Genomic DNA, 22,783 nt, shown 5'->3' on the forward strand with positions numbered 1-22,783 from the left:
TCGAATCCTCGGATCAATACCGATTTGTCCGACCAACTCTGCGATGATCCGCGTTCCGCGCGCAACCGAACCGTCATGAAACGACAGATCACTTCCGAAGCCACCCGTCTCGCCCAGCAGCAGGCCAACTGGGCCCTCACCGCGTTCAAGCGCTTCTCGTCCGACCGCTGCTCCGCGATGGCCGCGGGCATCGCGTTTTTCTCCGCGTTCTCGCTCGCGCCGACCCTCGTGATGGTGATCGCGGTGGCCGGCTGGTTCTACGGCGACGACGCCGCGCGCGGCCAGGTGTTCGAACAGGCGCACCAGTTGATCGGCGACGACGCGGCGGCCAGTATCCAGACGATCGTGCAGAACGCGCACCGCGCGGGCGAGCGCGGCGGCCTCGCCACGCTGATCTCGTTCGCCGCGCTCGCGATCGGCGCATCGGCCACGTTCGCGTCGCTCAGCGCGGCGCTCAGCGTGATCTGGCCGGCCACCGAAAGCCGCTGGTCGAGCATGCTCGGGCTGGTGCGGGTGCGGCTGATCTCGTTCGGGCTCGTGCTCGGCGTCGCGTTCCTGCTGATCGTGTCGCTCGTGCTCGACACCGCGATCACCTTCATCGGCACCTGGCTGCTGGGCAATTCGCCGTACGTGGTCGTCACGAACTTCGTGCAGTTCTTCGTCGGCATCGCGGTGCTCGCGGCCGCGTTCGCTTCGTTGATGAAATTCCTGCCCGATGCGCGCGTCGCGTGGCGCGACGCCGCGATCGGCGGCATCGTGTCGGCGATCCTGTTCTCCGGCGGCAAGAAGCTGTTCGCGCTGTATCTCGCGCATGCGGGCACCGCGAGTGCGTTCGGCGCGGCCGGTTCGTTCGCGGTCCTGCTGATGTGGCTGTACTTCTCCGCGATCGTGCTGCTGCTCGGCGCGGAATTCGCGGCAGCCCGCGGCAACGCGCATCGGCCGGCCGAGCCTGCGGCGCCGGCCGCGTCCGCTCAAGCCGCCCATCAAGCCGGTCAAGCCGAGCATCGCCCGCGCGACGACTGATTTGCCCGCCCTCTGAAAACGGCCGTGCGTCGGTCTCGCGCGCCCCGCACACGCGCTCGCGCCTTTGCCATCCCGGCATTCGCCGCGCATTCGTGCAGCGTCGGCGCCATCTCGACACATCGACGCGCACGCACCTGCAACGGCAAACGTTTGCACACCCTCGTTTTCCTGCTGTAACGGGCCGAAACGGGGGGTCTGCCGACATGTGCGTCAACTACTGAAACAATCGCGGCGCAGCAATTGTCAACTGTTTCATAAACAGGAACAGTCGTTGATGTGCTTGATATATATGGACTTTTTCCCGCTGTTACCTTTTCGAGACACTTTATTTTTTAAGCTTTCTTGCGTGTATGGCACTGAGCTATTCTCCAATCCGCAACAAATAACGATGAATCACTTGCGTGGAGAAACTCAACGATGAAGAAACTTGCTCTCTCGACCCTCTCGCTCGCCCTGCTGGGCGCGGCCGGCGCTGCTCAAGCTCAGTCGAGCGTGACGCTGTACGGCGTGATCGACACGTCGATCACCTATGTTCACGGCAACGATGGTCAAGGTAACAATTCGTGGTCGATGGGTAGCGGCAACCTGCAAGGCAGCCGCTTCGGCCTGAAGGGTTCGGAAGACCTCGGTGGCGGCCTGAAGGCGATCTTCCAGTTGGAAAACGGCTTCAACTCGGCATCGGGTGCACTGGGCCAGGGTGGCCGCATGTTCGGTCGCCAGGCTTTCGTCGGTCTGCAAAGCGACCAGTACGGTACGCTGACGCTGGGTCGCCAGTACGACCCGCTCGTCGACCTGGTTCAGGCAGTCACGGCTGACAACTACTTCGGCAGCGTGTTCGCCACGCCGGGCGACGTCGACAACAACGACAACAGCCTGCGCGTCAGCAACGCGATCAAGTACACGTCGCCGGTCTGGGCAGGCCTGCAGGTCGAAGCGATGTACGCGCTCGGCGGCGTCGCCGGCGCAACCGGCAAGGGTCAGACGTGGGCGGCAGCTGCAGCGTACAACAACGGCCCGCTCGGCCTGGCTGCAGGTTACTTCCACGCGAACAACTCGGCTCCGCTGAACGCAACCGGCCAGCGCACCGGCTGGGCCGGCACGTCGGACGCGATCTTCGACGGCTCGGGCAGCTTCATCAACAACGCGTACACGTCGGCATCGTCGATCGGCATCGCGCAAGTCGCTGGCCAGTATGCATTCGGTCCGGTGACGTTCGGCCTCGGCTACAGCAACGCGCAGTACAAGGCGGATGCGAACTCGGGCTTCGGCACGAACCAGAAGTACAACACGGGCCGCGCGTTCGTCACGTACCAGGCATCGGCACCGCTGCTGCTGGGCGTCGGCTACATCTACACGAAGGGTAGCGGCCAGACGGACGCCAAGTACCACCAGGTTTCGCTCGGCGCGGACTACTCGCTGTCGAAGCGTACGGACATCTACCTGGTTGGCGCGTACCAGCACGCAAGCGGCCACAACGCCGACGGCAGCGATGCGCAAGCGTCGGTCGGTTCGTACGGCATCGCCGGCAAGAGCTCGCAGGAAATCGTCGCACTCGGCCTGCGTCACAAGTTCTAAAAACGAAGTATCCGGCGTGCATGGCGTCTTCGACGCCTTGTCGCCGACCTGGAAAGCCAGCCCCGGTTTCGGCCGCGGCTGGCTTTTTTTCGTCCGTCTCCTGCAGGCGCGGCCGGCACCGCCCGCAGGACCTCCGCGCCAAAGGCGAGGCCGACATAGGTCGGCGCGCCGGCAGCGGCGCCTGGCGGCTGCAATGCATCTGCAACACCGTTTCCGATGTCCGGAGAGGTCGCCGTTTCTCCGTTCAGCGACTACCATCCGCATAGCCGGCGTCGCCCGGCTCGACCGATGCGAAATTTGTGCGCGCCGCGCGTCGATTCCGGCGGGCGTCGTCCGTCGTATCGATGGCGGCACACGGTTTGCCCCGGACCCATACAGACAGGAGACTCGTCATGACGATTCAGAAAATCACGCCTTTTCTCTGGTATTCGACGCAAGCCGAAGAAGCAGCGGCCTTCTATGCCGGCATCTTTCCGGATTCGCGCATCGTGCGCGTCACGGCGGTGCCCGGCACCGACGGCACGCGGATGGTCGAATTCGAGCTGTTCGGGCAGCCATTCTTCGCGATGAGCCACCCGAGCACGGAGGCGTTCAACCACGCGATCTCGCTGCTCGTCAGTTGCGCGGACCAGGCGGAACTCGACCGCTACTGGAGCGCCCTGCTCGACAACGGCGGCACGGCCGACGGCTGCGGCTGGCTGAGGGATCGTTATGGCGTGTCGTGGCAGATCGTTCCGGAAGCGCTCATTCCGATGATGGCCGACCGCGACGCGGTCAAGGCGGGGCGCGTGGCCGCCGCGATGATGCAGATGACCAAGTTCGACGACGCCGCGCTGAAGGCCGCCTTTGCGGGCACGGCGGGCTGACGACAGGGGCGGCCGGCGCTCGCGTGACGCCGCGTGCTGTCGCGCCTTCGTCAGCAGGATGGCGATCGTGATCGACCACCAGCGGCTCGACGATGCCGGGCTTCCAGATCGCGGCGCAGCTAGTCGCCTAACTGCAGTTCGCGTCGCGCCCGATGACGCCACGGCACCACGTCGCCGAGCGCGATGACGGTGATCTCCAGCGCACGCACACCGTCTCGACCGGGCAACGCCGACGCGCCGAGCAGGTCCGACATCAGCGCGCCGCTTCGTCCGGGCGCACCGCGACCGTCGCCAGCAAATCGATGTCGCCGCGCAATTTCAGGCCGCCGTCGAGCGTCGATCCGAACGGGTGGATCGCTTGCGGCATCGCACCGGGCTGCCGTTCGATCGCGGCGCGCGGCGGCGACCTGGCCGGCGATGTCGTACGGGAAGAGGTCCGTCACGATGACGAACCTGGCGACGCGCTCGCTACGGAACGCGACGAAACAGCGCCTCGCGCGCAAGAAGGTCGTCGCCCGGCGATGCGCATATGCGGCATACGATCCGCCGCCCCTCGTGCGTCGGGCCGCCCGTCATTGCCACGCCGGCCGTTCGCTGCCGCGCGATTTGCGCGGCGCAATAAAAATCCCCGCACGCTGTCGCGTACGGGGATCGCGGGACATCGCAACGGCTGCCGACTTGCATTCGGCAGTCGTTGCGCGGCATTACGCTGCCGCGTCCTTCAGCTTCTTCAGCGCACGTGCCTTCACGCGCACGCTGGCCGGCTTCGCCGGGAACCAACGCTCTTCGCCCGTGAACGGATCCTTGCCGAAGCGCTTCTTCTTCGCCGGCACGACTTGTGCCGTGATCTTCAGCAGACCCGGCAGCGTGAACTCGCCTGCGCCCTTCTTGTGAACCGAGCCCAGCACGACGTTCTCGAGTGCGACGAGCACTGCCTTGACCGCCTTCACTTCGACAGCTGCGCGCTCAGCGATGTGCGTTGCGAGCGATGCCTTCGTGAACTTGTCCTTCAGCGGCGTCGGAGCAGCCGGTGCTGCCTTCGCGACAGCCTTCTTGGCCACTACTTTCTTCGCGGGCGCAGCCTTTTTGGCAGCCACTTTCTTGGTGGCCGGTGCGGCAGCCTTCTTGGCCACCTTTTTTGCGGAAGTCGCCATGTTTCTCCTACCAGGTGTGGTCGTTGGATACACGAAGCGTGCAACGCGCGCGCTTCAACGCCGGATTCTACAAGCGCCTTGACGCTTCGTGCAGTACTTTTATGCGTTTTCACGGGGTTTCCCGCAGGTTTTGTTGCGCGCGACCGACTTCGTCGACGCTCGAGCGTGAAAAAACGCCTTCACGTATACGTCCGAACGCGAATTACGTTCGATATTTGCGCACCTATACTGGGCTCGCTCAATGCCCGGATGCCTCCATGCGCGAAGTCAGATACGTCAAAGGACTCGACGGCCTGCGAGCCCTCGCCGTCATCCTCGTTTTCCTGTCCCACAAGGGCCATGTCCTTGCCGTCGACGTCGGCAAGCTTGGCGTGTGGACGTTTTTCCTCATCAGCGGATTCCTGATCGTCGGCGAGCTGCATCGCAACCGCCAGGCGGTCGAGCGCGGCACCATGACGCGTCGCCACGCGCTGGCGCTGTTCCTGGCGAAGCGCGCGCTACGGATCTTTCCCGTGTATTACCTGCTGCTCGCGGCGCTCGCGATCGCGCACGCGCTGTTCTACCAGCGCGGCGTCAACCTCGGGCTCGCGTGGCACGCGGTGTTCCTGTCGAATTACTGGATCGGCGTCGTCAAGGACGGTTGGCCGGGCTCCACGTCGCACTTCTGGAGCCTCGCCGTTGAACAGCAGTTCTATCTGATCGCCCCGCTCGCGCTGCTCGCGCTGCCCGCCGCGCGACACGTCGCGCTCGGCGTCGCGGTCGTCGCGCTGTGCGCGCTCGCGCATCTCGCGCTCTACCTGTCGGACGCGTCGCCGGTGCTGATCTACGCGTTTTCCCCGTGGAATTTCGCGTTGATCGCGCTCGGCGGCGTCGGCGCGATGGCGCTCGCCGATCGCACCGACGCCACGCGCCGCGTGCCGCCCGCCTGGCTCGGCGCGGCCGGCGTCGCGTTCTTCCTCGTGCTGCCCGCCTGCACGGCGTTGCCCGATGCGGTCGCGGGGCTCGCGGATCTCGGCCTGTCCGTGTCGCTCGGCGCGCTGATGCTGTGGATCGTCAGCGAGCCCGAGCATCCCGTCGTCGCGCTGCTCGACTGGGCGCCGCTCGCCTATCTCGGCACGATCAGCTACGGCTTCTACCTGTTCCACAACCTGATTCCGGCGCGCTTCGGCGTGCTGCCCGCGTCGTTCGCGCACGTGCCGATGCCGGACATCGTCCGCGACGCGCTGCCGGAAATGCTGCAATTCGCGCTCGCCGTGCTGCTCGCGCACCTGTCCTGGCGCTATCTCGAAAAGCGGCTGCTCGACTTCAAGAAACCCATCGCCGCGATGCTGGCCCGGCACTTCGCCGCGCAGCCGAGCGCGTCGCCGCGTTGAGCGGCACACGAACGCGGCACTCGGCGGACGCCGGATCGCAACGCCGCGATACCGGCAACGAAGCCCGACGGCCGATGGCATCGCAGCCGATGTTGCGTCGTCGGGCGCCACCCGCGCGAGCGTCGTGCATACCGCGCAACCTATCCGCCGATCCGGTCACGCGGCGAATACTTCGGCACCGGTTTCACGCGCGACGTCCCGCGTCATCGACACACTTCGCGCGTCGCGCGACGCCGCCCTCCGCACATTCCCGGCACCGCATGCAGACGTCGCGCACCGGGCTCGTGCGCCCGCAAAAACAAAAAAGCCCCGGCGCGCGAGCGGCCGGGGCCAACGGAACAACCACCACCTGAAACGACGGAGCGCGCGGCCGCTTAAGCGACGGCAGCCAGCGCGGGCAAACAGGTACGCAGGTACGCCTCGAATTCGCGGCTCACTTCCGGATGCTGGAGCGCGAGCTCGACGGTAGCCTTCAGATAGCCGATCTTGCTGCCGCAGTCGAAACGCGTGCCGTAGTAGCGATACGCGAGCACCTGCTCGTTCGCGAGCAGCGACTGGATGGCGTCGGTGAGCTGCAGTTCGCCGCCTGCACCCGGCTTGAGCTTGCGCAGGTGATCGAAGATCGTCGGCATGAACACGTAGCGGCCGACCACGCCGAGATTCGACGGTGCATCCTCGGGCGCCGGCTTCTCGATGATGCCCGACAGCTTGATGATGTCCTCTTCCCACTCCCGGCCTTCGACGACGCCGTACGAGCGGCTGTCCTCGCGCGGGATCGTCTCGACCCCGATCACCGAGCTGTGATAGTGGTCGAACACGTCGACGAGCTGCTTGAGCACCGGCTGTTCGCCATGCAGCAGGTCGTCGGCGAGGATCACCGCGAACGGCTCGCCGTGCACGAGCTTCTCCGCGCATTGCACCGCGTGGCCGAGACCGAGCGCTTCCGGCTGGCGCACGTAGAAGCAGTTGACGTGGCTCGGCTTGATGCCGCGCACGAGTTCGAGCAGCTTTTCCTTGCCGCGCGCCTCGAGTTCGGCCTCGATCTCGTACGACTTGTCGAAGTGATCCTCGATCGCGCGCTTGCTGCGCCCGGTCACGAAGATCATCTCGGTGATACCGGCGTTGATCGCTTCCTCGACCGCGTACTGGATCAGCGGCTTGTCGACGACGGGCAACATTTCCTTCGGGCTCGCCTTCGTTGCCGGGAGGAACCGCGTGCCGAGACCGGCAACGGGGAACACGGCCTTGGTGACTTTCAACATGTTCGCATCCTGATAGCGTTGACTGCGCCGCGTCGACCCGCGACCCGGCGCGATTGTGTTCCGAACGGCATATCGAGAATCGACGGTACTGCCAATTCCACTCCGCTCATTTTCGATATGGACTGATCGCCCAATTATTTCGGAAAAAATATAATCGTTTCAGTTCGGTCGATATTGCCGAACCGATTGCCGAAGCAGAAACAAATTACCGATTTCCCGGATACAAATTCTTACGATTCGAACTCCTCGATATAGGGCACGCCGCCCCGCTCGAGGCCGGGGCGGATCGGTTCGTTCTTCAGCGCCTCGCGGTACGCCGACAGCACGGCCATGACCAGCAGTACTGCAGCGCTCGCGATCCAATGCATGTCCATCTTGCCGCTCCTTGCATCAATCAACCGGAGCTTCAAACTATCAGAAAAAAATCGGCAAATAATTGGAGCTCCTCGATGGCCCTCTTTCATCCCTGAATAAACCCATGATGCGGAATACCGGAATTTCCGGGCGAGATTTTTTTATTCATTGACCGAATTCTTGCGCATTACGATTGGATGAAACTTCCCGTCCATCCGTCGCAAGGAATCGAATCGCATGCAAGCTTTCAGCGGATCGTCTCTGGCCGCGCCGCCCGTCGCCGATCACAAGGAGCACGTGATCGACGCGATGCGCGGCTTCGCGGCGCTGCTCGTCGCCTATTTCCACTGCCGCCAGGTCGTCTGGGTCGGCATGCAGAGCTTCCATCATGCTTACGGTCATGCACTGAGCCCGGGCGCGATCGCCGGCTACCTGACCTTCCCGTTCGCGTGGGGCTCCGCCGGCGTCCCGATCTTCTTCGTGATCAGCGGCTACTGCATCCATCGCAATGCGGCACTCAAGCTCGCGGCCAACCCCGCGTACCGGCTCGACGCGCCGAACTTCTGGGTGCGCCGCTTCGCGCGCATCTATCCGGTGCTGCTCGCCGCGCTGCTGTTCACGCTCGCGCTCGACGCGGTCAGCCTGCAGATCGAGCCCGTCAGCCACAAGATCCGCGACGTCGGCCTCGTCGCGTTCCTCGTGAACCTGTTCTCGCTGCAGGGCGTCGCCGGCTACACGTACGGGTCGAACGGCGCGTTGTGGACGCTGTCGCTGGAAGTGCAGTTCTACGCGATCTACCCGCTGCTGTTCGCGCTGCGCCGGCGCATCGGCATGCCGGCCGTCGTGGCCGCGGTCGCGCTCGTCAACGTCGCGTCGGCCTGGCTGCTCGAACGGCACGACCTGCAGTTCTTCACGTCGTACTGGCTGTCCTGGACGATCGGTGCATGGATCGCGGACGTGCGCGCGCAGCAGTCTCGCGGCACGGCCGTCGTGCCGTCGCGCGCGTGGTACGTCGCGGCCGCCGTGCTGCTGGCCGCCGGCTGCGGCGCATTCCACTTCGGCCAGTACGGCGCGTTCCAGCTGTGGTCGGCCGGCTTCGCGTGCTTCCTGTATCGCGCGCTCGCCCGCCCGCCGCGCCCGACGCCGCCGCTGCGCGTGCTCAGCTGGTTCGGCGACTTCAGCTACTCGCTGTACCTGGTCCACCTGCCGCTGTTCGTCTGCCTCGGCTCGGTGCTGTTCCACTCCGAACTGCAACTGTCGATCTGGCCGTCGTTCGCGTTCATGGCCGTCGCGATTCCAGTGGCGTACCTGTTCTACCGGATGTTCGAACGGCCGGCGATGATGTGGTCGGCCAGCTTCAAGCCGACCCGCGCGGCCCGCGTCGTCGCGTCGTCGCCCGAACAGGCCGTCTGACCCGAGGCGGCCAGCTCGGTCCGGAGCCCTCGCGCGGTATCTCGCCGCGCGGGGGCTTTTTCATGGCCGTTACGCGGTTGCGGGCCAGGTCGAGAGGAACCGGGCTGCCTGGTCCGTCCGACCGCGCTACGGCCCGCGTGGGCGGCTCCCTGGCGATATCCATGGCTGCGGCGGCAGCGCCTGATCGCCCGACGCTCCCGACGGCCCGGTTCCGTTCCAGAATGACGACCGGCCACGCCCGCGCCCGACTCGGCCCCGGGGGCGCAAACCCGCCTCTCCGCCGCAACCACACGCGTCGCCAGCCGAAAAGCAAAGCCCCCGCGCAGCGCAACGCCGCATGGGGGCCCGTTTCCCGCCGGCTCGCACCGACCGCTACTTCTTCGCGTTCGCGGCCTTGGCCGCCTTGGCGGTATCCGCGAGGATCTTCTCGACCCGCTCCACGTAGGTTTCGGTGCCGAACCGGCGCACCGCGGTCGCACGCCCGCTCGCGACGAGCCGCTCGCGCAGCGCGCCGTCGCGCTTGAGCGCCGCCAGCGCATCGGCCAGCGCGGCCGCGTTGCCCGGCTCGCAGAGCAGCCCGTTGTCGCCGTCCTCGATGATCTCGACGACGCCGCCCGCGCGGGCCGCGACGACCGGCCGCCGCGCGAGCATCCCCTCGACGATCACGCGCCCGAACGGCTCCGGCGTGATCGACGTGTGCGCGACGACGTCGACCGCCGTCATGCATGCGGCCACGTCGCGCTGAAACCCGAGGAAATGCACGCGTTCGTCCATCCCGTGCTGCGCGACGTATTCGTGCAGTTGCGCCGCATACTCGTCCTCGCCGAACAGCGGCGCGCCGACCAGCACCACATGCATGTCGGGATGCCGCTCGGCGGCCTCCAGCAGCACGTGCTGCCCCTTCCAGCGCGCGAGACGGCTGAACGAGCCGACCAGCCAGGCGTCCTCGGGCAACCCGAGGCGCGCGCGCAGCGCGGCCTGGCTCACGCCTTTCAGCGCATCGAACGGTTCGGCCGAAATGCCGTTGAACACGACGTCGACGTGCTGCGGCGTGAAGCCCGTCAGCGCGCGGAACGCCTGCGCGGAGGCGTCGGAGTTCGCGATCACGCGCGTGACGCCGAGCCGCGCGCAATACTTGATCGCCTGCAGCTGCTTGCCGCCGAAATGGTCGGTGCTGACGATGTCGCGCAGGTGCCAGACCACCGGCTTGCGCGCGAGCCGCCCGGCGAGCGCGGCCACCACCATCGCGCGTTGCGTGTTCGCGTAGATCACCTCGGCGCGGCGCGCGCGCCGGGCGACGTCGCGGACCAGCCGCACGAGCTGCTTCACCGCGCCGAACGACACGCCGCCCTGCTTGCGCACGCCCGCGAGCGCGCCCTGCTCGACCACGTCGACGCGCGCGCCGATCTCGTCGAGCGCCGCACGGAACGGGCCGTCGTCGAACAGCAGCACGTCGGCGTTCGCGCGCATGTGCTTCATGATCTCGAGCAGCGACAGCTCGGCGCCGCCGAGCACGCCGCTCTGATCGAGCACGAGCGTCGCCGGGCCGCGTGCGGCCGGCATCGGTGCGGCCGTGCCGCGCTGCGCGGTCGAGCCGGGCAGCGCTTGCTCCACGTAGTCGAGAAAGCGCCGCCGGAACGTATCGGCGGAAAACCGCTCCGCGTTCGCGCGGCAGGCGTCCGGCGTGAAGCGCTGCGGTGCGCGCTCGAAGTCGTCGACGGCCGCGACGATCGCGTGCGCCGTCTGTTCGTCGAAGAAGAGACCGGTCGGATTCAGGTTCGATTGCGGGTCGAGCACCGTTTCGAGCGCACCGCCCTTGCCGTATGCGATGACCGGCGTGCCGCACGCCTGCGCCTCGACGACCGAGATTCCGAAATCCTCCTCGGCCGCGAACACGAACGCCTTCGCGCGCCGCATCCGGTCATGCAGCACCGCGAACGGCTGGTAGCCCATGATCTCGACGTTCGGGCCAGCCTTCGCACGAATCTTCTGCATCTCGGGGCCGTCGCCGATGACGACGAGCTTGCGCTCGGGCGTGCGCGAAAACGCCTCGACGATCAGGTCGATCTTCTTGTACGGCACCATCCGCGACGCGGTCAGGTAGAAATCCTCCTTCACCGCGTTCAGCGAGAACGCGTCGACGTCGACCGGCGGGAAGATCACCGCCGCGTCGCGGTGATAGACCTTCTTGATGCGCCGGGCGATGAACGCGGAGTTCGCGACGAAGCCGTCCACCGCGTTCGCGGTACGCGTATCCCAGTTGCGGATGTAGTGCAGGATCATCCGCGCGAGCAGCGATTTCGGCCCGTGCGTGAGGTTCGACTGCTCCAGATACTGATGCTGCAGGTCCCACGCATAGCGGATCGGCGAATGCACGTAGCTGATGTGCACCTGGTCCGGCCCGGTCAGCACGCCCTTCGCGACCGCGTGGCTGCTCGAGATCACGAGGTCGTACTCGGACACGTCGAGCTGCTCGATCGCGAGCGGCATCAGCGGCAGGTAGCTGCGGTACTTGGTGCGTGCGAACGGCAGTTTCTGGATGAACGACGTCGTCACCCGCTTGCCGCGCACGAACGCGCGGTCGTCGAGGAAATCGACGAGGCTGAACAGGTCCGCGTCGGGAAAGCACGCGACGATCTGTTCGAGCACGCGCTCGGCGCCCGCATAGGTGACGAGCCAGTCGTGGACGATCGCCACGCGCAGCGCGCGCGCCGGCTGCCGCGCGCCGGCGCGCTCGGCCGGCACCGCGCGGTGCAGCGCGGCGGCATCGCCCGCGTGGGCCACGGCGGCATCGGCCGTGGCAAGATTCAGGACGGCGTGTTCCGCCAGATCGCGATTCATATGGTTTTCCTCGCATTGAGACGGACAAACAGGTCGCGCACGAGCGCGCGCAGTCCCGGGGTCATCGTGAGCGACCACGCGACGTTCAGCACCAGCACGACCGCGCACATGCCGATCGACTCGCCGAGCCCCGACCACGCCTGCGCCAGAAACAGGCTGGCGAGCAGGAAGGCGAGATGGGCCAGCATGTCGAGCACGATCGCGCGCATCCGGATCGCCGACAGGTACAGCAGCACGCCGTAATCGACGAGCGCGCGCGCCGCGACGACCACCGCCGCACCGATCAGCCCGAAGTGATGAATGCCGAGCCACAGGCCGCCGACGAAGAACGGCATCTCGACGAGCCCGGCGAATGCCGCGCGGGCCGGGTTGACCTGCGACTGGATCAGGATGCGCGTGACGCTCGCCTGACCGACGAGCCAGACGCTGATCACCAGCACGCGGCCCACCGGCGCCGAATGCGCGGCGAGATCGGCGCCCACCCACAGCGTGAGGAACGGCGCGAGCGCGAAGATCGCGACGATGCCGACCGGCGTGAACACGCCGTTCAGGAATTCGAGCGACTGGCGTGCGAGCGTGTCGGCATGGTCGCGGCCGACTGCCGACAGGCGCGGGAACAGCGTGCGCACCAGCGCGTTCGGCAGCATGTTCAGGCGCGTGACGAGGTTCTGCGGCACCGTGTAGTAGGTGACGAACTTCGCGCCCATGCCGGCGCCGAGCATCACGCGATCGAGCGTGTCGGCGATCATGCTCGTCATGCTCGCGATCAGCATCCAGCCGCCGAAGTTGAACAGCCCTTTCGCGGTGCCCCACTGCGGCGGGTCGATGCGCCGGATCCCGAGCACCTTGATGCTCGCGTGACCGAGCATCGCCGCGGCGATCAGCCGCGCGACGACGGCCGCGGCGAGCACCGTCTGCAGGTTCGGCGCGATCCACCACGCGGCGCCGAGCGGCAGCAGCTGGAACAGGAACGTGCCGATCGTCTGGTTCGTGTTGAACACGCCGAACCGTTCGGCGCCGTTGATCGCGCCGGCGAACACCCACGACACGTTCGCGAGCGGAATCGCGAGCGCGAGCCACGGCAGCGCCAGATACACCTCGTGCTGCATCGCGGCCGACACCTTCGTGAAATACGCGGTGTAGACGAATGCGCCGAAGTAGATCAGCAGCCCGCCCGCGATGCCGGTGCCGAGATTCAGCCAGAACGCGCTCCAGAACACCCGCGCGCTTTCGTCGGCGTTGCCGCTCGCGAGCGCCTTCGAGATGTGGTTCTGTGCGGCCATGCTCATCCCGAGATCGAGGATCCCGAAATAGCCGATCAGCGTCCACACGAGGCTGACGACGCCGTAGCGTTCGACGCCGAGCGCATGGATATAGGCGGGCACCGTCACCAGCGACACGAAGGTCGGCAGGATCAGCCCGATGAAGTTGATCGAAACGTTCTTGAGTATGCCTTTGTCCATGCTTGTGCCTTGTGTGACGGCGACGACGTCGTGGGCGGCGCGCCGCCCGTCACGGTTTCCAGCGATACATCAGCACCTTGCCGCGCGCGTCTTCCTCGACGAACACCAGGTACTCGCCGTTCTCGCGCCGGAATGCGCTGATGCCGAACGGCACGTCGACCCAGCCGGACGCCTTGCCGACCTCCGCGCCCGGGCTCATCACGCCCACTTCCTTGCCGGTGTCCTTGTCGTACACGTGGATCTTGCCGACCGGCTCCACGGTGAAGATGTAGCGGCCCTCGACCGTGATCCCGATCAGGTCGAAGATCGGCTTCGCATCGAGCTTCCACGGCAGCGCCACCTGGTAGCGCACGACCGGCGAGCCCGTCGACCACTTGTCGAAGCGGATCAGCACGCGCCCCACTTCCTTGTTGATGCCCGGCTGCGGCGGCGCGTCGGCCGTGTAGCCGGTCGCGTACAGCGTGTCGGTCTGCGGCTCGTAGATCGCACGGCGCAGCTGCGTGAACGGCTGCGGCATCGGGTAGGTCGTGACCTTGTCGTACGAATAGATCGGGTTGCCGGCCTTGTCGACACCGCCGTACTGGAAGCGGTGGATGCCGCGCACGTCGCTCGTGCGCCAGATGTCGCCCTTCGTGTCGACCCACCAGCCCCAGCCGCCCGCCTTCGCCTTGCCGGTCGTGTTGATCTCGAACTCGTCGGCGTCGATCCGGCCGTTGCCGTTCGCGTCGCGCCACAGCCAGTCGCCGCCCGGCGGTTTGTTCGGCACCTTGTCGACCGGCCGCGCGCGGCCCGCGATCAGGCCGGACGGGATCGCCACCTCGCCGTCGCGCTTCGCGTCGAAGCGGTAGATCTTCAGGTGATCGGCGTACATGTCGGTCAGGTACAGGAACGTACGGCCGTCGACGCGCCGCGCGATCGGCATGCCCGGATACTGGTCCGTGTGGAACACCGGATCGTCCGGATACTTGAAGCGGTTCGACAGGAAGCCGACGTATTTCCAGTCCTGGCCCGGCGGCTTCGACAGGTCGAGCTCGAAGCGCTTGTTGCCCGTGTACACGCTGTCCGGCCGCGCGGGGTCGAGCCATGCGCCATCGACGAACAGCAGCCCCTGCACCTGCCAGCGCAGCTTGCCGTCCGGCGTGTAGCTTTCCAGCACCGCGCCGAGCCCCGCGCCGATCGTGTCGTGGCGCGGCCCGATCCCGTTCATCGACACATAGATGTTGCCGGCACGGTCGACGCCGACGCCCGTCAGCCCGTTGAAGCGCTGCGGTCCGGGCCGGCCCGGCACCGGGCCCGCGAAGATGCCGCCGCGCTCGCCGAGCGTGCCCGACTGCGCATAGCCCTTGCCGCCTTTCGAGAAGATCAGGATCTGCTGGCGCGGCCCGTTGTCCGCGACCAGCACGCGCCCTTTCGCATCGACCGCGACGTCCACCGCGTCGGTGCCTTCCGGCAACGCCGGCGCGTCGTCGAGCTTGCTGCCGTCGGCCCGCACGTGCACCAGATGCGCCGGCCCGCCCAGCGTATCGGTCAGCAGCCACAGCGTGCCGTCGCCCGCGAGCGCGATGCGGCCCGGCTCGTGCGCGCTCCACGTGCCCTTCCGCTGCATCGTCTCCGCGTCATACACCTCCACCGCGTCGCGCGACGGATTGGTCGCGAACAATGTCTTGTCGTCGGCCGCGAGGCCGCCCACTTCCGCCTTCGCGTCGCCCACTTCCGAGCGCGCGGGCGCCGGCACCTCGTTCATCACCATGAAGCTCGCAGCCATCCGCGCGCGGCCGGCGTCGGCACGCCCGCCCGGCGCGACTTGCGGCGACGCGCGAAACGGTGCCGGCTGCTTCATGTCGCCGATCGTGCGCCGCGAGATGCCGAACCATTGCTTGCCCTTGTCCGGCCAGATGCCGGGCGACTGCAGATGGCCGCGCTCGTTGCCGACGCCGATCGCGACGTACGCATATTTGCTGTTGACGGCGATCGCGTTGCCGCCGAGATTGCCCCAGCCGTGCGTGCCGCCGGCGAAGCCGAGCATCTTCCCGTCCTGATAGACGCTCGCCTCGGCGCCGCTCTCGTCCCACGGCGCATTCGTATACACCTTGCCCTCGGGCGTCACCGCGATCGCGCGGATGTCGATCTGCGTCCACGCGCCGTCGCCATAGCCGAACGTATTGCCAATCCACGACGTCGTCGCGGGCAACACCGTTTCGGCCGGCACGGCGCTCGTCAGCAGTGCCGCGCATACCGTCATGCCAACCAGAATCAGACGTCGCAATGCGCTTCTCCAGACTCGATACGACAGCGACCGGCGCCGCCACGGATCGCCCGCGGCCGCGCCCTGTCGCTAAATGGGTTTCAAACGTCGCGATGCAGGTTACAAGCAAAAATAATCACAAGAAATTTGGAAATATTTGGGGATGTTTCTGCCTGAAATATCGAACCGGAACAGCGTGTAAATGGCGCCCGAAAACGGCAATAACGACCGCCCTTCGGCCGCCGCCGTGTAGAAAATTCCGCTCCACGCCGCCTGTCGCGCCCGCCCGGCCGCCAACCTTTCATCTCGTGATCGTAATAACCGGCATTTGGATGTTGATCGGCAGATAAATGTCGCTCGTTTTTTTACCGATTTCTTTTCCCTAGAATCGATTTCGATTTCATATTCCATTTAAAGGCATGCAATACGTACACGCATCGGATGCGGGTCGTGAAGGAGCCGCGCGATGACGGCCCTGTCGCGCACCGCCGACCTCGCCCCGCCGCAACACGGCCGCATCGTCCAGCTCGACGGGCTGCGCGCGATCGCGGTCGGCGCCGTGTTCCTGCAGCACGCGCTGAAGGCGCCGCTGTGGATGGGCGTCGATCTGTTCTTCGTGCTGAGCGGCCTGCTGATCACCGGCATCCTGCTCGATCGCAAGGCGCGCGGGCAGTCGTACTTCAGCCACTTCTATGCACGCCGCGTGCGCCGCATCCTGCCGCCGTACGTGCTGCTGCTGGCGGTGTCGACGCTGCTGTTCGGCGCGAGCTGGCTGCCGCACTGGCCGTGGTTCGCGTTCTTCTCGACCAATATCGGGCTGTCGCTCGGCAGCATCGGCCATGACAGCCTGAACGTGCTGTGGTCGCTCGCGGTCGAGGAGCAGTTCTACATCTTCTGGCCGTTCGTCGTGCTCTGGTGCTCGGAGCGCGCGCTGCTGTGGGTCGCCGCCGCGCTGATCGTCGCGGCGCCGGTGCTGCGCGCGATCGCGACGCCGTGGTTCGATTCGTTCTGGCCGATCTACTACCTGACGCCGTTCCGGATGGACCTGCTCGCGGCCGGCGCATTGCTCGCGATCGTGCTGCGCCGCGACCGGCGCGCGCTGGAGCCGTTCTATCCGCTGGCGATCGTCGGCGCGCTCGTATCGCTGGCGATTCTCGGCTGGCTGCACCTGTCGTTCCCGCGCTTTCGCGCCGCGAACACGCCGATGTCGAATGCGGCGCTCTACAGCATCTCGCTGCTGCTGTGCACGTCGATCGTCGTGATCGCGCTGCGCGGCCGCGGCCTCGTGCAGCGCGTGCTGACGAACCCGTTGCTCGTCTACGTCGGCACCGTCAGCTACACCGTCTACCTGATCCACCTGAGCGTGCTGTACGCGCTGTGGCCGCTGCACCTGAACCGCTTCGTCACGGCCGCGCTCGCGCTCGCGATCACGCTCGCTTACGCAACGCTGAGCTGGTACGGCTTCGAACGGCGCCTGACGCGCGGGCCTGCGCGCCGTGCGTTGCCGGCTGCCGCCGGCACGACCGCCTGAATTTCTCTATCTATCGATTTCGACAAGGACAACGCCATGAGCCAAACTCGCAAGAAGGCAATCATCACGGGGATCACGGGACAAGACGGCGCCTACCTGACCAAGCTGCTGCTCGACAAGGGCTACCAGGTCACCGGGACCTATCGCCGCACCAGCTCGGTCAACCTGTGGCGCATCGCCGAGCTCGGCGTCAACACGCACCCGAACCTCACGCTCGTCGAGCACGACCTGACGGACGCCGGTTCGAGCATGCGGCTGCTGGAGCGCACGCAGCCTGACGAGTTGTACAACCTGGCCGCGCAAAGCTTCGTCGGCGTGTCGTTCGAGCAACCGTCCACGACTGCCGACGTCACCGGCCTCGGTCCACTGCATCTGCTCGAGGCGATTCGCGTCGTAAGCCCGAAGACACGCTTCTACCAGGCGTCGACCTCCGAGATGTTCGGCAAGGTGCAGTCGATTCCGCAAACAGAAACGACCTCGTTCTACCCGCGCAGCCCGTACGGCGTCGCGAAGCTGTTCGCACACTGGATGACCGTGAACTACCGCGAGTCGTACGGCCTGTTCGGCAGCAGCGGGATTCTGTTCAACCACGAATCGCCGCTGCGCGGCCGTGAATTTGTCACCCGCAAGATCACGGACACCGTCGCGAAGATCAAGCTCGGCAAGGCGACGCGCCTCGAACTCGGCAACCTCGACGCGAAACGCGATTGGGGTTTTGCGCTCGAATACGTCGAAGGGATGTGGCGGATGCTGCAGGCCGATGAGCCCGACACCTACGTACTTGCAACCAACCGGACCGAGACCGTGCGCGACTTCGTGCGGATGGCCTTCGCGGCGGCCGGCTACCAGATCGAATGGAGCGGCAAGGGCGAGCAGGAGCGCGGCCTCGATGTGGCGACGGGCAACGTGCTCGTCGAAGTGAACCCCAAGTTCTACCGCCCCGCGGAAGTCGATCTGCTGATTGGTTGCGCGGACAAGGCAAAAAGCAAATTGGGCTGGGCGCCGAAAACGACGCTCGAACAGCTTTGCCAGATGATGGTCGAGGCGGACCTGACGCGGAACCAACACCATGACACGTTCTGACATCGAACACGCAAAGCGCCGTGCATTCGTTACGGGACTAACAGGTTTCACCGGGCGCTACATGGCGCAGCATCTCGAAGCCGCCGGCTACGAAGTTTGGGGAACAGTTGCGCCCGGCTCGCCGCCCACCGAGGATCCGGTGTTCGCGAACTGCACGCTGCTGCCCGTCGACCTGCTCGACGCGGATGCGGTACGCGCGGCGGCCGCCGACGCACGACCCGACTCGGTCGTGCATCTGGCTGCACGCGCGCATGTCGCACAGGACGAGCCGTCGCAGACCTACGCGGTCAACGTCGTCGGCACACGCAACCTGCTTGCGGCACTGGCGGGTCTCGACCGCCGCCCGTCGGCCGTATTGCTCGCGAGCAGCGCGAACATCTACGGCAATTCGACCGCCGGCGTACTCGACGAAACTGTCCCGCCCGCCCCGGCAAATGATTACGCAATCAGCAAGCTCGCGATGGAATATGCAGCGAAGCTGTGGGCCGACCGGCTGCCGATTATCATCGCGCGGCCATTCAACTACACGGGTGTCGGTCAGAGCGACGCATTTCTGCTGCCGAAACTCGTCGCGCACTATGCGCGCAACGAACCGCGGATTTCGCTCGGCAATCTCGACGTGCGCCGCGATTTCTCCGACGTGCGCGACGTGACCGCTGCGTACCTGAAACTGATCGAGACAGCGCCGGCCGGCGAAATTCTCAACGTTTGCTCGGAGCGTGCCTATTCGTTGAAGGAAGTGCTGGCGATCTTGTCCCGCATCGCGGGCTACGTGATCGACGTGACGATCGATCCTCGTTTCGTGCGGGATAACGAGGTGAAGAGCCTGAGCGGGTCGCGCGACAAACTGCGGCGCGCGGTGGGCGAACTGCCCGTCACACCGCTCGACGAAACGCTGCGATGGATGGTAAGTGCGGTGCGTGCCGACGCGCCGGCAGCCTCTGCGCGGCCGCTGAACGGCTCGCGCACGGGCGAAGGCGGGCACCGCGACTACACTGTCGACGGCGACAGGCCGTCCGCACAGGAACGCCCCGTCGCATCGCTGTGAGGGTACCTGCCGTAGCGCTCAGCCGTCCAGACCGCGCGCCAGATCGTTGCGAATGTCGCCCGCGTGCTCGAGGCCGACCGCGAGGCGGATCAGCCCTTCGGTGATTCCCGCCGCCGCGCGCGCTTCCGGCGTGATGCGGCCGTGCGTCGTGGTGGCCGGATGCGTGATCGTCGTGCGCGTGTCGCCGAGGTTGCCGGTGATCGACACCAGCCTGGTGCCATCGATCACGCGCCATGCGTTCGCGCGCTGCTGCTCGGGCGTGTCGCCCTTCAGCTCGAACGACACGATCGCGCCGCCCGCCTTCTGCTGGCGCTTCGCGAGTTCATGCTGCGGATGCGATTCGAGCCCCGGATAGAACACCCGCGCCACCGCCGGATGCGAGTCGAGCCAGCGCGCGATCTCCAGCGCATTCGCCGATTGCTTCTCGACGCGCAGCGACAGCGTCTCCATCCCCTTCAGCAGCACCCACGCGTTGAAGGCCGACAGCGTCGGACCGGCGCTGCGCACGAACGGGAACACCTTGCCCATGATGAATTCCTTCGAGCCGACCAGCGCGCCGCCGAGCACGCGCCCCTGCCCGTCGAGGAATTTCGTCGCCGAGTGCATCACGACGTCCGCGCCGAGCTTCAGCGGCTGCTGCAGCACCGGGCTGCAGAAACAGTTGTCGACGACGAACAATGCGTTCGCGGCCTTCGCGATCCTGCCGATCGCCTCGATGTCGGCGAGCTCGGTCAGCGGGTTCGACGGCGTCTCGAGGAAGAACATCTTCGTTTCCGGCCGCACGGCTTCCTGCCACGCGTTCAGGTCGGTCGGGTCGACGAAGGTAGTCGTAATCCCGAACTTGCTGAAGATCTGCGAGAACATCCCGAGCGTCGAGCCGAACAGGCTGCGCGAGCTGACGAGGTGGTCGCCCGCCTGCAGCGCGGACATCACGACCGACATGATCGCGGCCATGCCCGACGCCGTCGCGATGCACGCCTCGCCGCCCTCGAGCGCGGCGAGACGCTCCTGGAACATGGTGACGGTCGGATTCGTGAAGCGCGAGTACGTGAAATAGTCTTCCGAATTCGCGAAGCGCTCGGCCGCGTCGGCGGCGCTCGAGAAGCAGAAGCTCGACGTGAGGAACAGCGCTTCCGAATGTTCGTTGAAGTCGCTGCGCAGCGTGCCCGCGCGCACCGCAAGCGTGTCGAAGTTGAGGGAGTCGTCCATGTTCCGTTTTCCGTATTCGATGGCCGCGCCGACGGTCGTGCATATGGCGCGGACCCGGTCAAAACCGAGGCCAAAAACAAAAAGCCCGCTATGCGTCGGCATCAGCGGGCTTCGGTGCGGTACGACAGCGATCGACTCGGGCCGGCTGCCGCCGGCCTTCGCTTTAGCTGTTTTGGGAAGTGGCCCCGCGTCCGCAAGCTGATATCAAATCGACGCAAGGCCACATCCTATCACGCCTCGATAAAAGCGTGCGCCGGCGTTACTCGACCGACAGTTGCAGGTTCATCTGCGAACGCTCGGTGTCGCCGGCCGTGTCGCGATCGGCCTGCGACGCCGGCGTGAGGCGCGCGCGCTCGATCGCATCGAGATACTCGGGCGTCACATCGCCGGTGATGTAGTTGCCGTCGAAGCACGACGCCTCGAAGCGTTCGAGCTTCGGGTTGATGTCGCGCACCGCGCGGCGCAGGTCGTCGACGTCCTGGTAGATCAGGTGGTCGGCGCCGATGATCTTCGCGACTTCCTCGTCGGTACGGCCGTGCGCGACGAGCTCGCCACGCGTCGGCATGTCGATGCCGTACACGTTCGGGAACTTCACGGGCGGCGCCGCCGACGCGAAGATCACCGACTTCGCGCCCGCATCGCGCGCCATCTGCACGATTTCGTGCGAGGTCGTGCCGCGCACGATCGAATCGTCGACGATCAGCACGTGCTTGTCCTTGAACTCGATGCTCATCGCGTTGAGCTTCTGGCGCACCGACTTCTTGCGCACGGCCTGGCCCGGCATGATGAACGTCCGGCCGACGTAGCGGTTCTTGAAGAAGCCTTCGCGATACTCGACGCCAAGCTTCGCGGCGACCTGCATCGCAGCCGGACGCGACGAATCGGGAATCGGCATCACGACGTCGATCGGCACGTTCGGCAGCTCGCGCTTGATCTTCTCGGCGAGATAGTCGCCCATGCGCAGGCGCACGTTGTAGACCGGCACGCCGTCGAGGCACGAATCCGGACGCGCGAGATACACGTATTCGAACATGCACGGATTCAGCGTCGGGTTCTCCGCGCACTGCTGGCTGTGGAAGTTGCCGGCCTTGTCGATGAAGATCGCTTCGCCCGGCTCCAGGTCGCGCACGAATTCGAAACCGATGCCTTCGACCGCCACCGATTCCGACGCAACCATCCATTCGGTGCCGTGTTCGGTCTCGAGCTTGCCGATGCACAGCGGACGGATGCCGAACGGGTCACGGAATGCGAGCAGGCCGTAGCCGGCGATCAGCGACACGATCGCGTACGAACCCTGCAGGCGGCGATGCACGCCCGACACCGCCTTGAACACCGACGCCGGATCGAGCTCGAGGCCCGTGGTCGACAGTTGCAGCTCGTGCGCGAACACGTTGAGCAGCACTTCGCTGTCGGAATTGGTGTTGATGTGCCGGCGGTCGATCCGGAACATTTCGTCCTTCAGTTGCTGCCAGTTCGTCAGGTTGCCGTTGTGCGCGAGGATGATCCCGAACGGCGCGTTCACGTAGAACGGTTGCGCCTCGGCCTCGCTCGACGCCGAGCCGGCCGTCGGGTAGCGCACCTGGCCGATGCCGTAGGTGCCGGGCAGGCTGCGCATGTTGCGCGTGCGGAACACGTCGCGCACCATGCCGTTCGCCTTGTACATGTGGAAATTGCTGCCGTCCGCCGTCGCAATGCCCGCTGCGTCCTGACCGCGATGCTGCAGCAGCAGCAGGCTGTCATAGATCAGCTGATTGACCGGGGATTGGGAGATAACACCTACGATGCCGCACATGGCATGTCCTTCAAGATGACAAAATCGGTTCCGTCCTGCCCGGCCGCGTCGTCACACGCGTACGTACTGGGCCATGCCGTCGGGCAGGAGCTGCTTCAGCTCGTGCACGCCCTGTTCGGCAAAAGGACGCAATAGCGCATTGCGCCAGAAATCCTGTTTGGGCAGTTCGGTCAGCCCGGCCGCCGCGACCAGCAGCACCACCAGCACGCAGCCGCGCACCAGCCCGAACATCATGCCCAGCGAGCGGTCGACGCCGCCCAGGCCACTCGCCTGCGCGATCCGCGACAGCAGCGCGTTCGCCACGCCGGCGACCAGCACGACGCCGATCACGAGCAACGCGAAGGCGATCACCCACTGCGTCAGCGCGCCGCCCGGCCAGTTCGCCGGGATATACGGCACGACCAGCCCGACGTAGCGGCTCGCGATCACGATCGCCGCGATCCAGCCGATCAGCCCGAAAATCTCGGACACGAAGCCGCGCCACGCGCCGCGCAGCGCCGACAACACGATCACCGCCAATACAGCGTAGTCGAAAGCCGTCAGCATCGTGG

17 protein-coding genes and 2 pseudogenes are annotated in these 22,783 nt (G+C 66.0%); 8 read left to right on the plus strand and 11 right to left on the minus strand.

Going from position 1 to position 22,783, the window contains the following annotated elements; genetic code table 11:
• Window positions 1-75 precede the first annotated feature (75 nt).
• The 3 genes from WS61_RS14770 (at window position 76) to WS61_RS14780 (ending at window position 3,464) form a co-directional block, all read left to right on the plus strand.
• Entirely contained in the window at window positions 76-1,023 is a 948-nt protein-coding gene (locus tag WS61_RS14770) for a YihY/virulence factor BrkB family protein (protein WP_059501366.1), read from the plus strand.
• Between the two features lie 417 nt (window positions 1,024-1,440).
• On the plus strand, window positions 1,441-2,598 hold the full coding sequence (locus WS61_RS14775) for a porin (protein ID WP_059501132.1): 1,158 nt from the start codon (window positions 1,441-1,443) through the stop codon (window positions 2,596-2,598).
• A gap of 392 nt (window positions 2,599-2,990) precedes the next feature.
• A complete protein-coding gene (locus WS61_RS14780; protein WP_059501133.1) occupies window positions 2,991-3,464 on the plus strand; it encodes a VOC family protein in 474 nt (157 codons plus the stop codon).
• Between the two features lie 24 nt (window positions 3,465-3,488).
• Here WS61_RS14780 and WS61_RS36065 read toward each other — a convergent pair.
• Together WS61_RS36065 and WS61_RS14785 are read right to left on the minus strand one after the other, a co-directional pair.
• Window positions 3,489-3,825 (minus strand): annotated as a pseudogene (locus tag WS61_RS36065) (aminoglycoside resistance protein); the annotation flags it as partial.
• A gap of 343 nt (window positions 3,826-4,168) precedes the next feature.
• Window positions 4,169-4,618 carry an HU family DNA-binding protein gene (locus tag WS61_RS14785; protein WP_011548077.1) on the minus strand — a complete coding sequence of 150 codons (450 nt, stop codon included), beginning with the start codon at window positions 4,616-4,618 and terminating at the stop codon, window positions 4,169-4,171.
• 257 nt (window positions 4,619-4,875) lie between these two features.
• Between WS61_RS14785 and WS61_RS14790 the strand changes: the two genes are divergently transcribed.
• Window positions 4,876-5,991: an acyltransferase gene (locus WS61_RS14790; protein WP_059501134.1), complete on the plus strand. Its 1,116-nt coding sequence runs from the start codon at window positions 4,876-4,878 to the stop codon at window positions 5,989-5,991.
• A gap of 374 nt (window positions 5,992-6,365) precedes the next feature.
• Here the strand turns inward: WS61_RS14790 and galU are convergent, their stop codons facing one another.
• Window positions 6,366-7,253, minus strand: coding sequence for a UTP--glucose-1-phosphate uridylyltransferase GalU (galU, locus tag WS61_RS14795; protein WP_059501135.1), 888 nt, complete (start codon window positions 7,251-7,253; stop codon window positions 6,366-6,368).
• Between the two features lie 230 nt (window positions 7,254-7,483).
• The gene (locus tag WS61_RS35210; protein WP_006479318.1) at window positions 7,484-7,627 is read right to left on the minus strand and encodes a hypothetical protein; all 144 of its coding nucleotides are present in this window, start codon (window positions 7,625-7,627) and stop codon (window positions 7,484-7,486) included.
• Between the two features lie 217 nt (window positions 7,628-7,844).
• Here WS61_RS35210 and WS61_RS14800 point away from each other — a divergent pair, with 217 nt between their 5' ends.
• A complete protein-coding gene (locus WS61_RS14800) occupies window positions 7,845-9,020 on the plus strand; it encodes an acyltransferase (RefSeq protein WP_034205151.1) in 1,176 nt (391 codons plus the stop codon).
• 372 nt (window positions 9,021-9,392) lie between these two features.
• Here the strand turns inward: WS61_RS14800 and WS61_RS14805 are convergent, their stop codons facing one another.
• The 4 genes from WS61_RS14805 to WS61_RS34865 all read right to left on the minus strand — a co-directional run bounded on the left by WS61_RS14805 (window position 9,393) and on the right by WS61_RS34865 (window position 15,980).
• Window positions 9,393-11,861 carry a glycosyltransferase family 4 protein gene (locus WS61_RS14805; protein WP_059501136.1) on the minus strand — a complete coding sequence of 823 codons (2,469 nt, stop codon included), beginning with the start codon at window positions 11,859-11,861 and terminating at the stop codon, window positions 9,393-9,395.
• Window positions 11,858-13,324, minus strand: a complete 1,467-nt coding sequence (locus WS61_RS14810; RefSeq protein ID WP_059501137.1) for a flippase — start codon at window positions 13,322-13,324, stop codon at window positions 11,858-11,860. Before WS61_RS14810 ends, WS61_RS14805 begins: the two co-directional genes overlap by 4 nt.
• Before the next feature lie 49 nt (window positions 13,325-13,373).
• Window positions 13,374-15,566, minus strand: a complete 2,193-nt coding sequence (locus tag WS61_RS14815; protein WP_059501138.1) for a hypothetical protein — start codon at window positions 15,564-15,566, stop codon at window positions 13,374-13,376.
• 123 nt (window positions 15,567-15,689) lie between these two features.
• Window positions 15,690-15,980, minus strand: a complete 291-nt coding sequence (locus tag WS61_RS34865) for a hypothetical protein (protein ID WP_157692735.1) — start codon at window positions 15,978-15,980, stop codon at window positions 15,690-15,692.
• Between the two features lie 55 nt (window positions 15,981-16,035).
• Between WS61_RS34865 and WS61_RS14820 the strand changes: the two genes are divergently transcribed.
• The 3 genes and pseudogenes from WS61_RS14820 to WS61_RS14830 all read left to right on the plus strand — a co-directional run.
• Complete coding sequence (locus WS61_RS14820) at window positions 16,036-17,100, plus strand: acyltransferase (RefSeq protein WP_059501139.1); 1,065 nt, start codon at window positions 16,036-16,038, stop codon at window positions 17,098-17,100.
• Between the two features lie 36 nt (window positions 17,101-17,136).
• Window positions 17,137-18,183 (plus strand): GDP-mannose 4,6-dehydratase, encoded by a 1,047-nt coding sequence (gene gmd, locus WS61_RS14825; RefSeq protein WP_059501140.1) that lies wholly within the window; start codon window positions 17,137-17,139, stop codon window positions 18,181-18,183.
• A pseudogene (locus tag WS61_RS14830) lies at window positions 18,170-19,129 on the plus strand (NAD-dependent epimerase/dehydratase family protein); the annotation flags it as partial. The gene gmd and the pseudogene WS61_RS14830, both read left to right, overlap by 14 nt.
• A 120-nt stretch (window positions 19,130-19,249) precedes the next feature.
• On the opposite strand, the gene WS61_RS14835 reads toward WS61_RS14830, so the two are convergent.
• The 3 genes from WS61_RS14835 to WS61_RS14845 all read right to left on the minus strand — a co-directional run bounded on the left by WS61_RS14835 (window position 19,250) and on the right by WS61_RS14845 (window position 22,778).
• Complete coding sequence (locus WS61_RS14835; protein ID WP_059501141.1) at window positions 19,250-20,440, minus strand: O-succinylhomoserine sulfhydrylase; 1,191 nt, start codon at window positions 20,438-20,440, stop codon at window positions 19,250-19,252.
• Window positions 20,441-20,699: 259 nt separating this feature from the next.
• Complete coding sequence (purF, locus tag WS61_RS14840; RefSeq protein ID WP_006495945.1) at window positions 20,700-22,232, minus strand: amidophosphoribosyltransferase; 1,533 nt, start codon at window positions 22,230-22,232, stop codon at window positions 20,700-20,702.
• A gap of 51 nt (window positions 22,233-22,283) precedes the next feature.
• Window positions 22,284-22,778 (minus strand): CvpA family protein, encoded by a 495-nt coding sequence (locus tag WS61_RS14845; protein WP_006479328.1) that lies wholly within the window; start codon window positions 22,776-22,778, stop codon window positions 22,284-22,286.
• Window positions 22,779-22,783 lie beyond the last annotated feature (5 nt).

The organism is Burkholderia sp. ABCPW 11 (assembly GCF_001523445.1).
In the GTDB taxonomy this organism is placed as follows: Bacteria; Pseudomonadota; Gammaproteobacteria; order Burkholderiales; family Burkholderiaceae; genus Burkholderia.

Excerpts from the sequence above, each read along its gene's own strand:
- WS61_RS14770 (WP_059501366.1), top strand. The coding sequence starts at position 76 with ATGAAACGACAGATCACTTCCGAAGCCACCCGTCTCGCCCAGCAGCAG.
- WS61_RS14775 (WP_059501132.1), top strand. The coding sequence starts at position 1,441 with ATGAAGAAACTTGCTCTCTCGACCCTCTCGCTCGCCCTGCTGGGCGCG.
- WS61_RS14780 (WP_059501133.1), top strand. The coding sequence starts at position 2,991 with ATGACGATTCAGAAAATCACGCCTTTTCTCTGGTATTCGACGCAAGCC.
- WS61_RS14785 (WP_011548077.1), bottom strand. The coding sequence starts at position 4,618 with ATGGCGACTTCCGCAAAAAAGGTGGCCAAGAAGGCTGCCGCACCGGCC.
- WS61_RS14790 (WP_059501134.1), top strand. The coding sequence starts at position 4,876 with ATGCGCGAAGTCAGATACGTCAAAGGACTCGACGGCCTGCGAGCCCTC.
- galU (WP_059501135.1), bottom strand. The coding sequence starts at position 7,253 with ATGTTGAAAGTCACCAAGGCCGTGTTCCCCGTTGCCGGTCTCGGCACG.
- WS61_RS35210 (WP_006479318.1), bottom strand. The coding sequence starts at position 7,627 with ATGGACATGCATTGGATCGCGAGCGCTGCAGTACTGCTGGTCATGGCC.
- WS61_RS14800 (WP_034205151.1), top strand. The coding sequence starts at position 7,845 with ATGCAAGCTTTCAGCGGATCGTCTCTGGCCGCGCCGCCCGTCGCCGAT.
- WS61_RS14805 (WP_059501136.1), bottom strand. The coding sequence starts at position 11,861 with ATGAATCGCGATCTGGCGGAACACGCCGTCCTGAATCTTGCCACGGCC.
- WS61_RS14810 (WP_059501137.1), bottom strand. The coding sequence starts at position 13,324 with ATGGACAAAGGCATACTCAAGAACGTTTCGATCAACTTCATCGGGCTG.
- WS61_RS14815 (WP_059501138.1), bottom strand. The coding sequence starts at position 15,566 with ATGACGGTATGCGCGGCACTGCTGACGAGCGCCGTGCCGGCCGAAACG.
- WS61_RS34865 (WP_157692735.1), bottom strand. The coding sequence starts at position 15,980 with ATGGAATATGAAATCGAAATCGATTCTAGGGAAAAGAAATCGGTAAAA.
- WS61_RS14820 (WP_059501139.1), top strand. The coding sequence starts at position 16,036 with ATGACGGCCCTGTCGCGCACCGCCGACCTCGCCCCGCCGCAACACGGC.
- gmd (WP_059501140.1), top strand. The coding sequence starts at position 17,137 with ATGAGCCAAACTCGCAAGAAGGCAATCATCACGGGGATCACGGGACAA.
- WS61_RS14835 (WP_059501141.1), bottom strand. The coding sequence starts at position 20,440 with ATGGACGACTCCCTCAACTTCGACACGCTTGCGGTGCGCGCGGGCACG.
- purF (WP_006495945.1), bottom strand. The coding sequence starts at position 22,232 with ATGTGCGGCATCGTAGGTGTTATCTCCCAATCCCCGGTCAATCAGCTG.
- WS61_RS14845 (WP_006479328.1), bottom strand. The coding sequence starts at position 22,778 with ATGCTGACGGCTTTCGACTACGCTGTATTGGCGGTGATCGTGTTGTCG.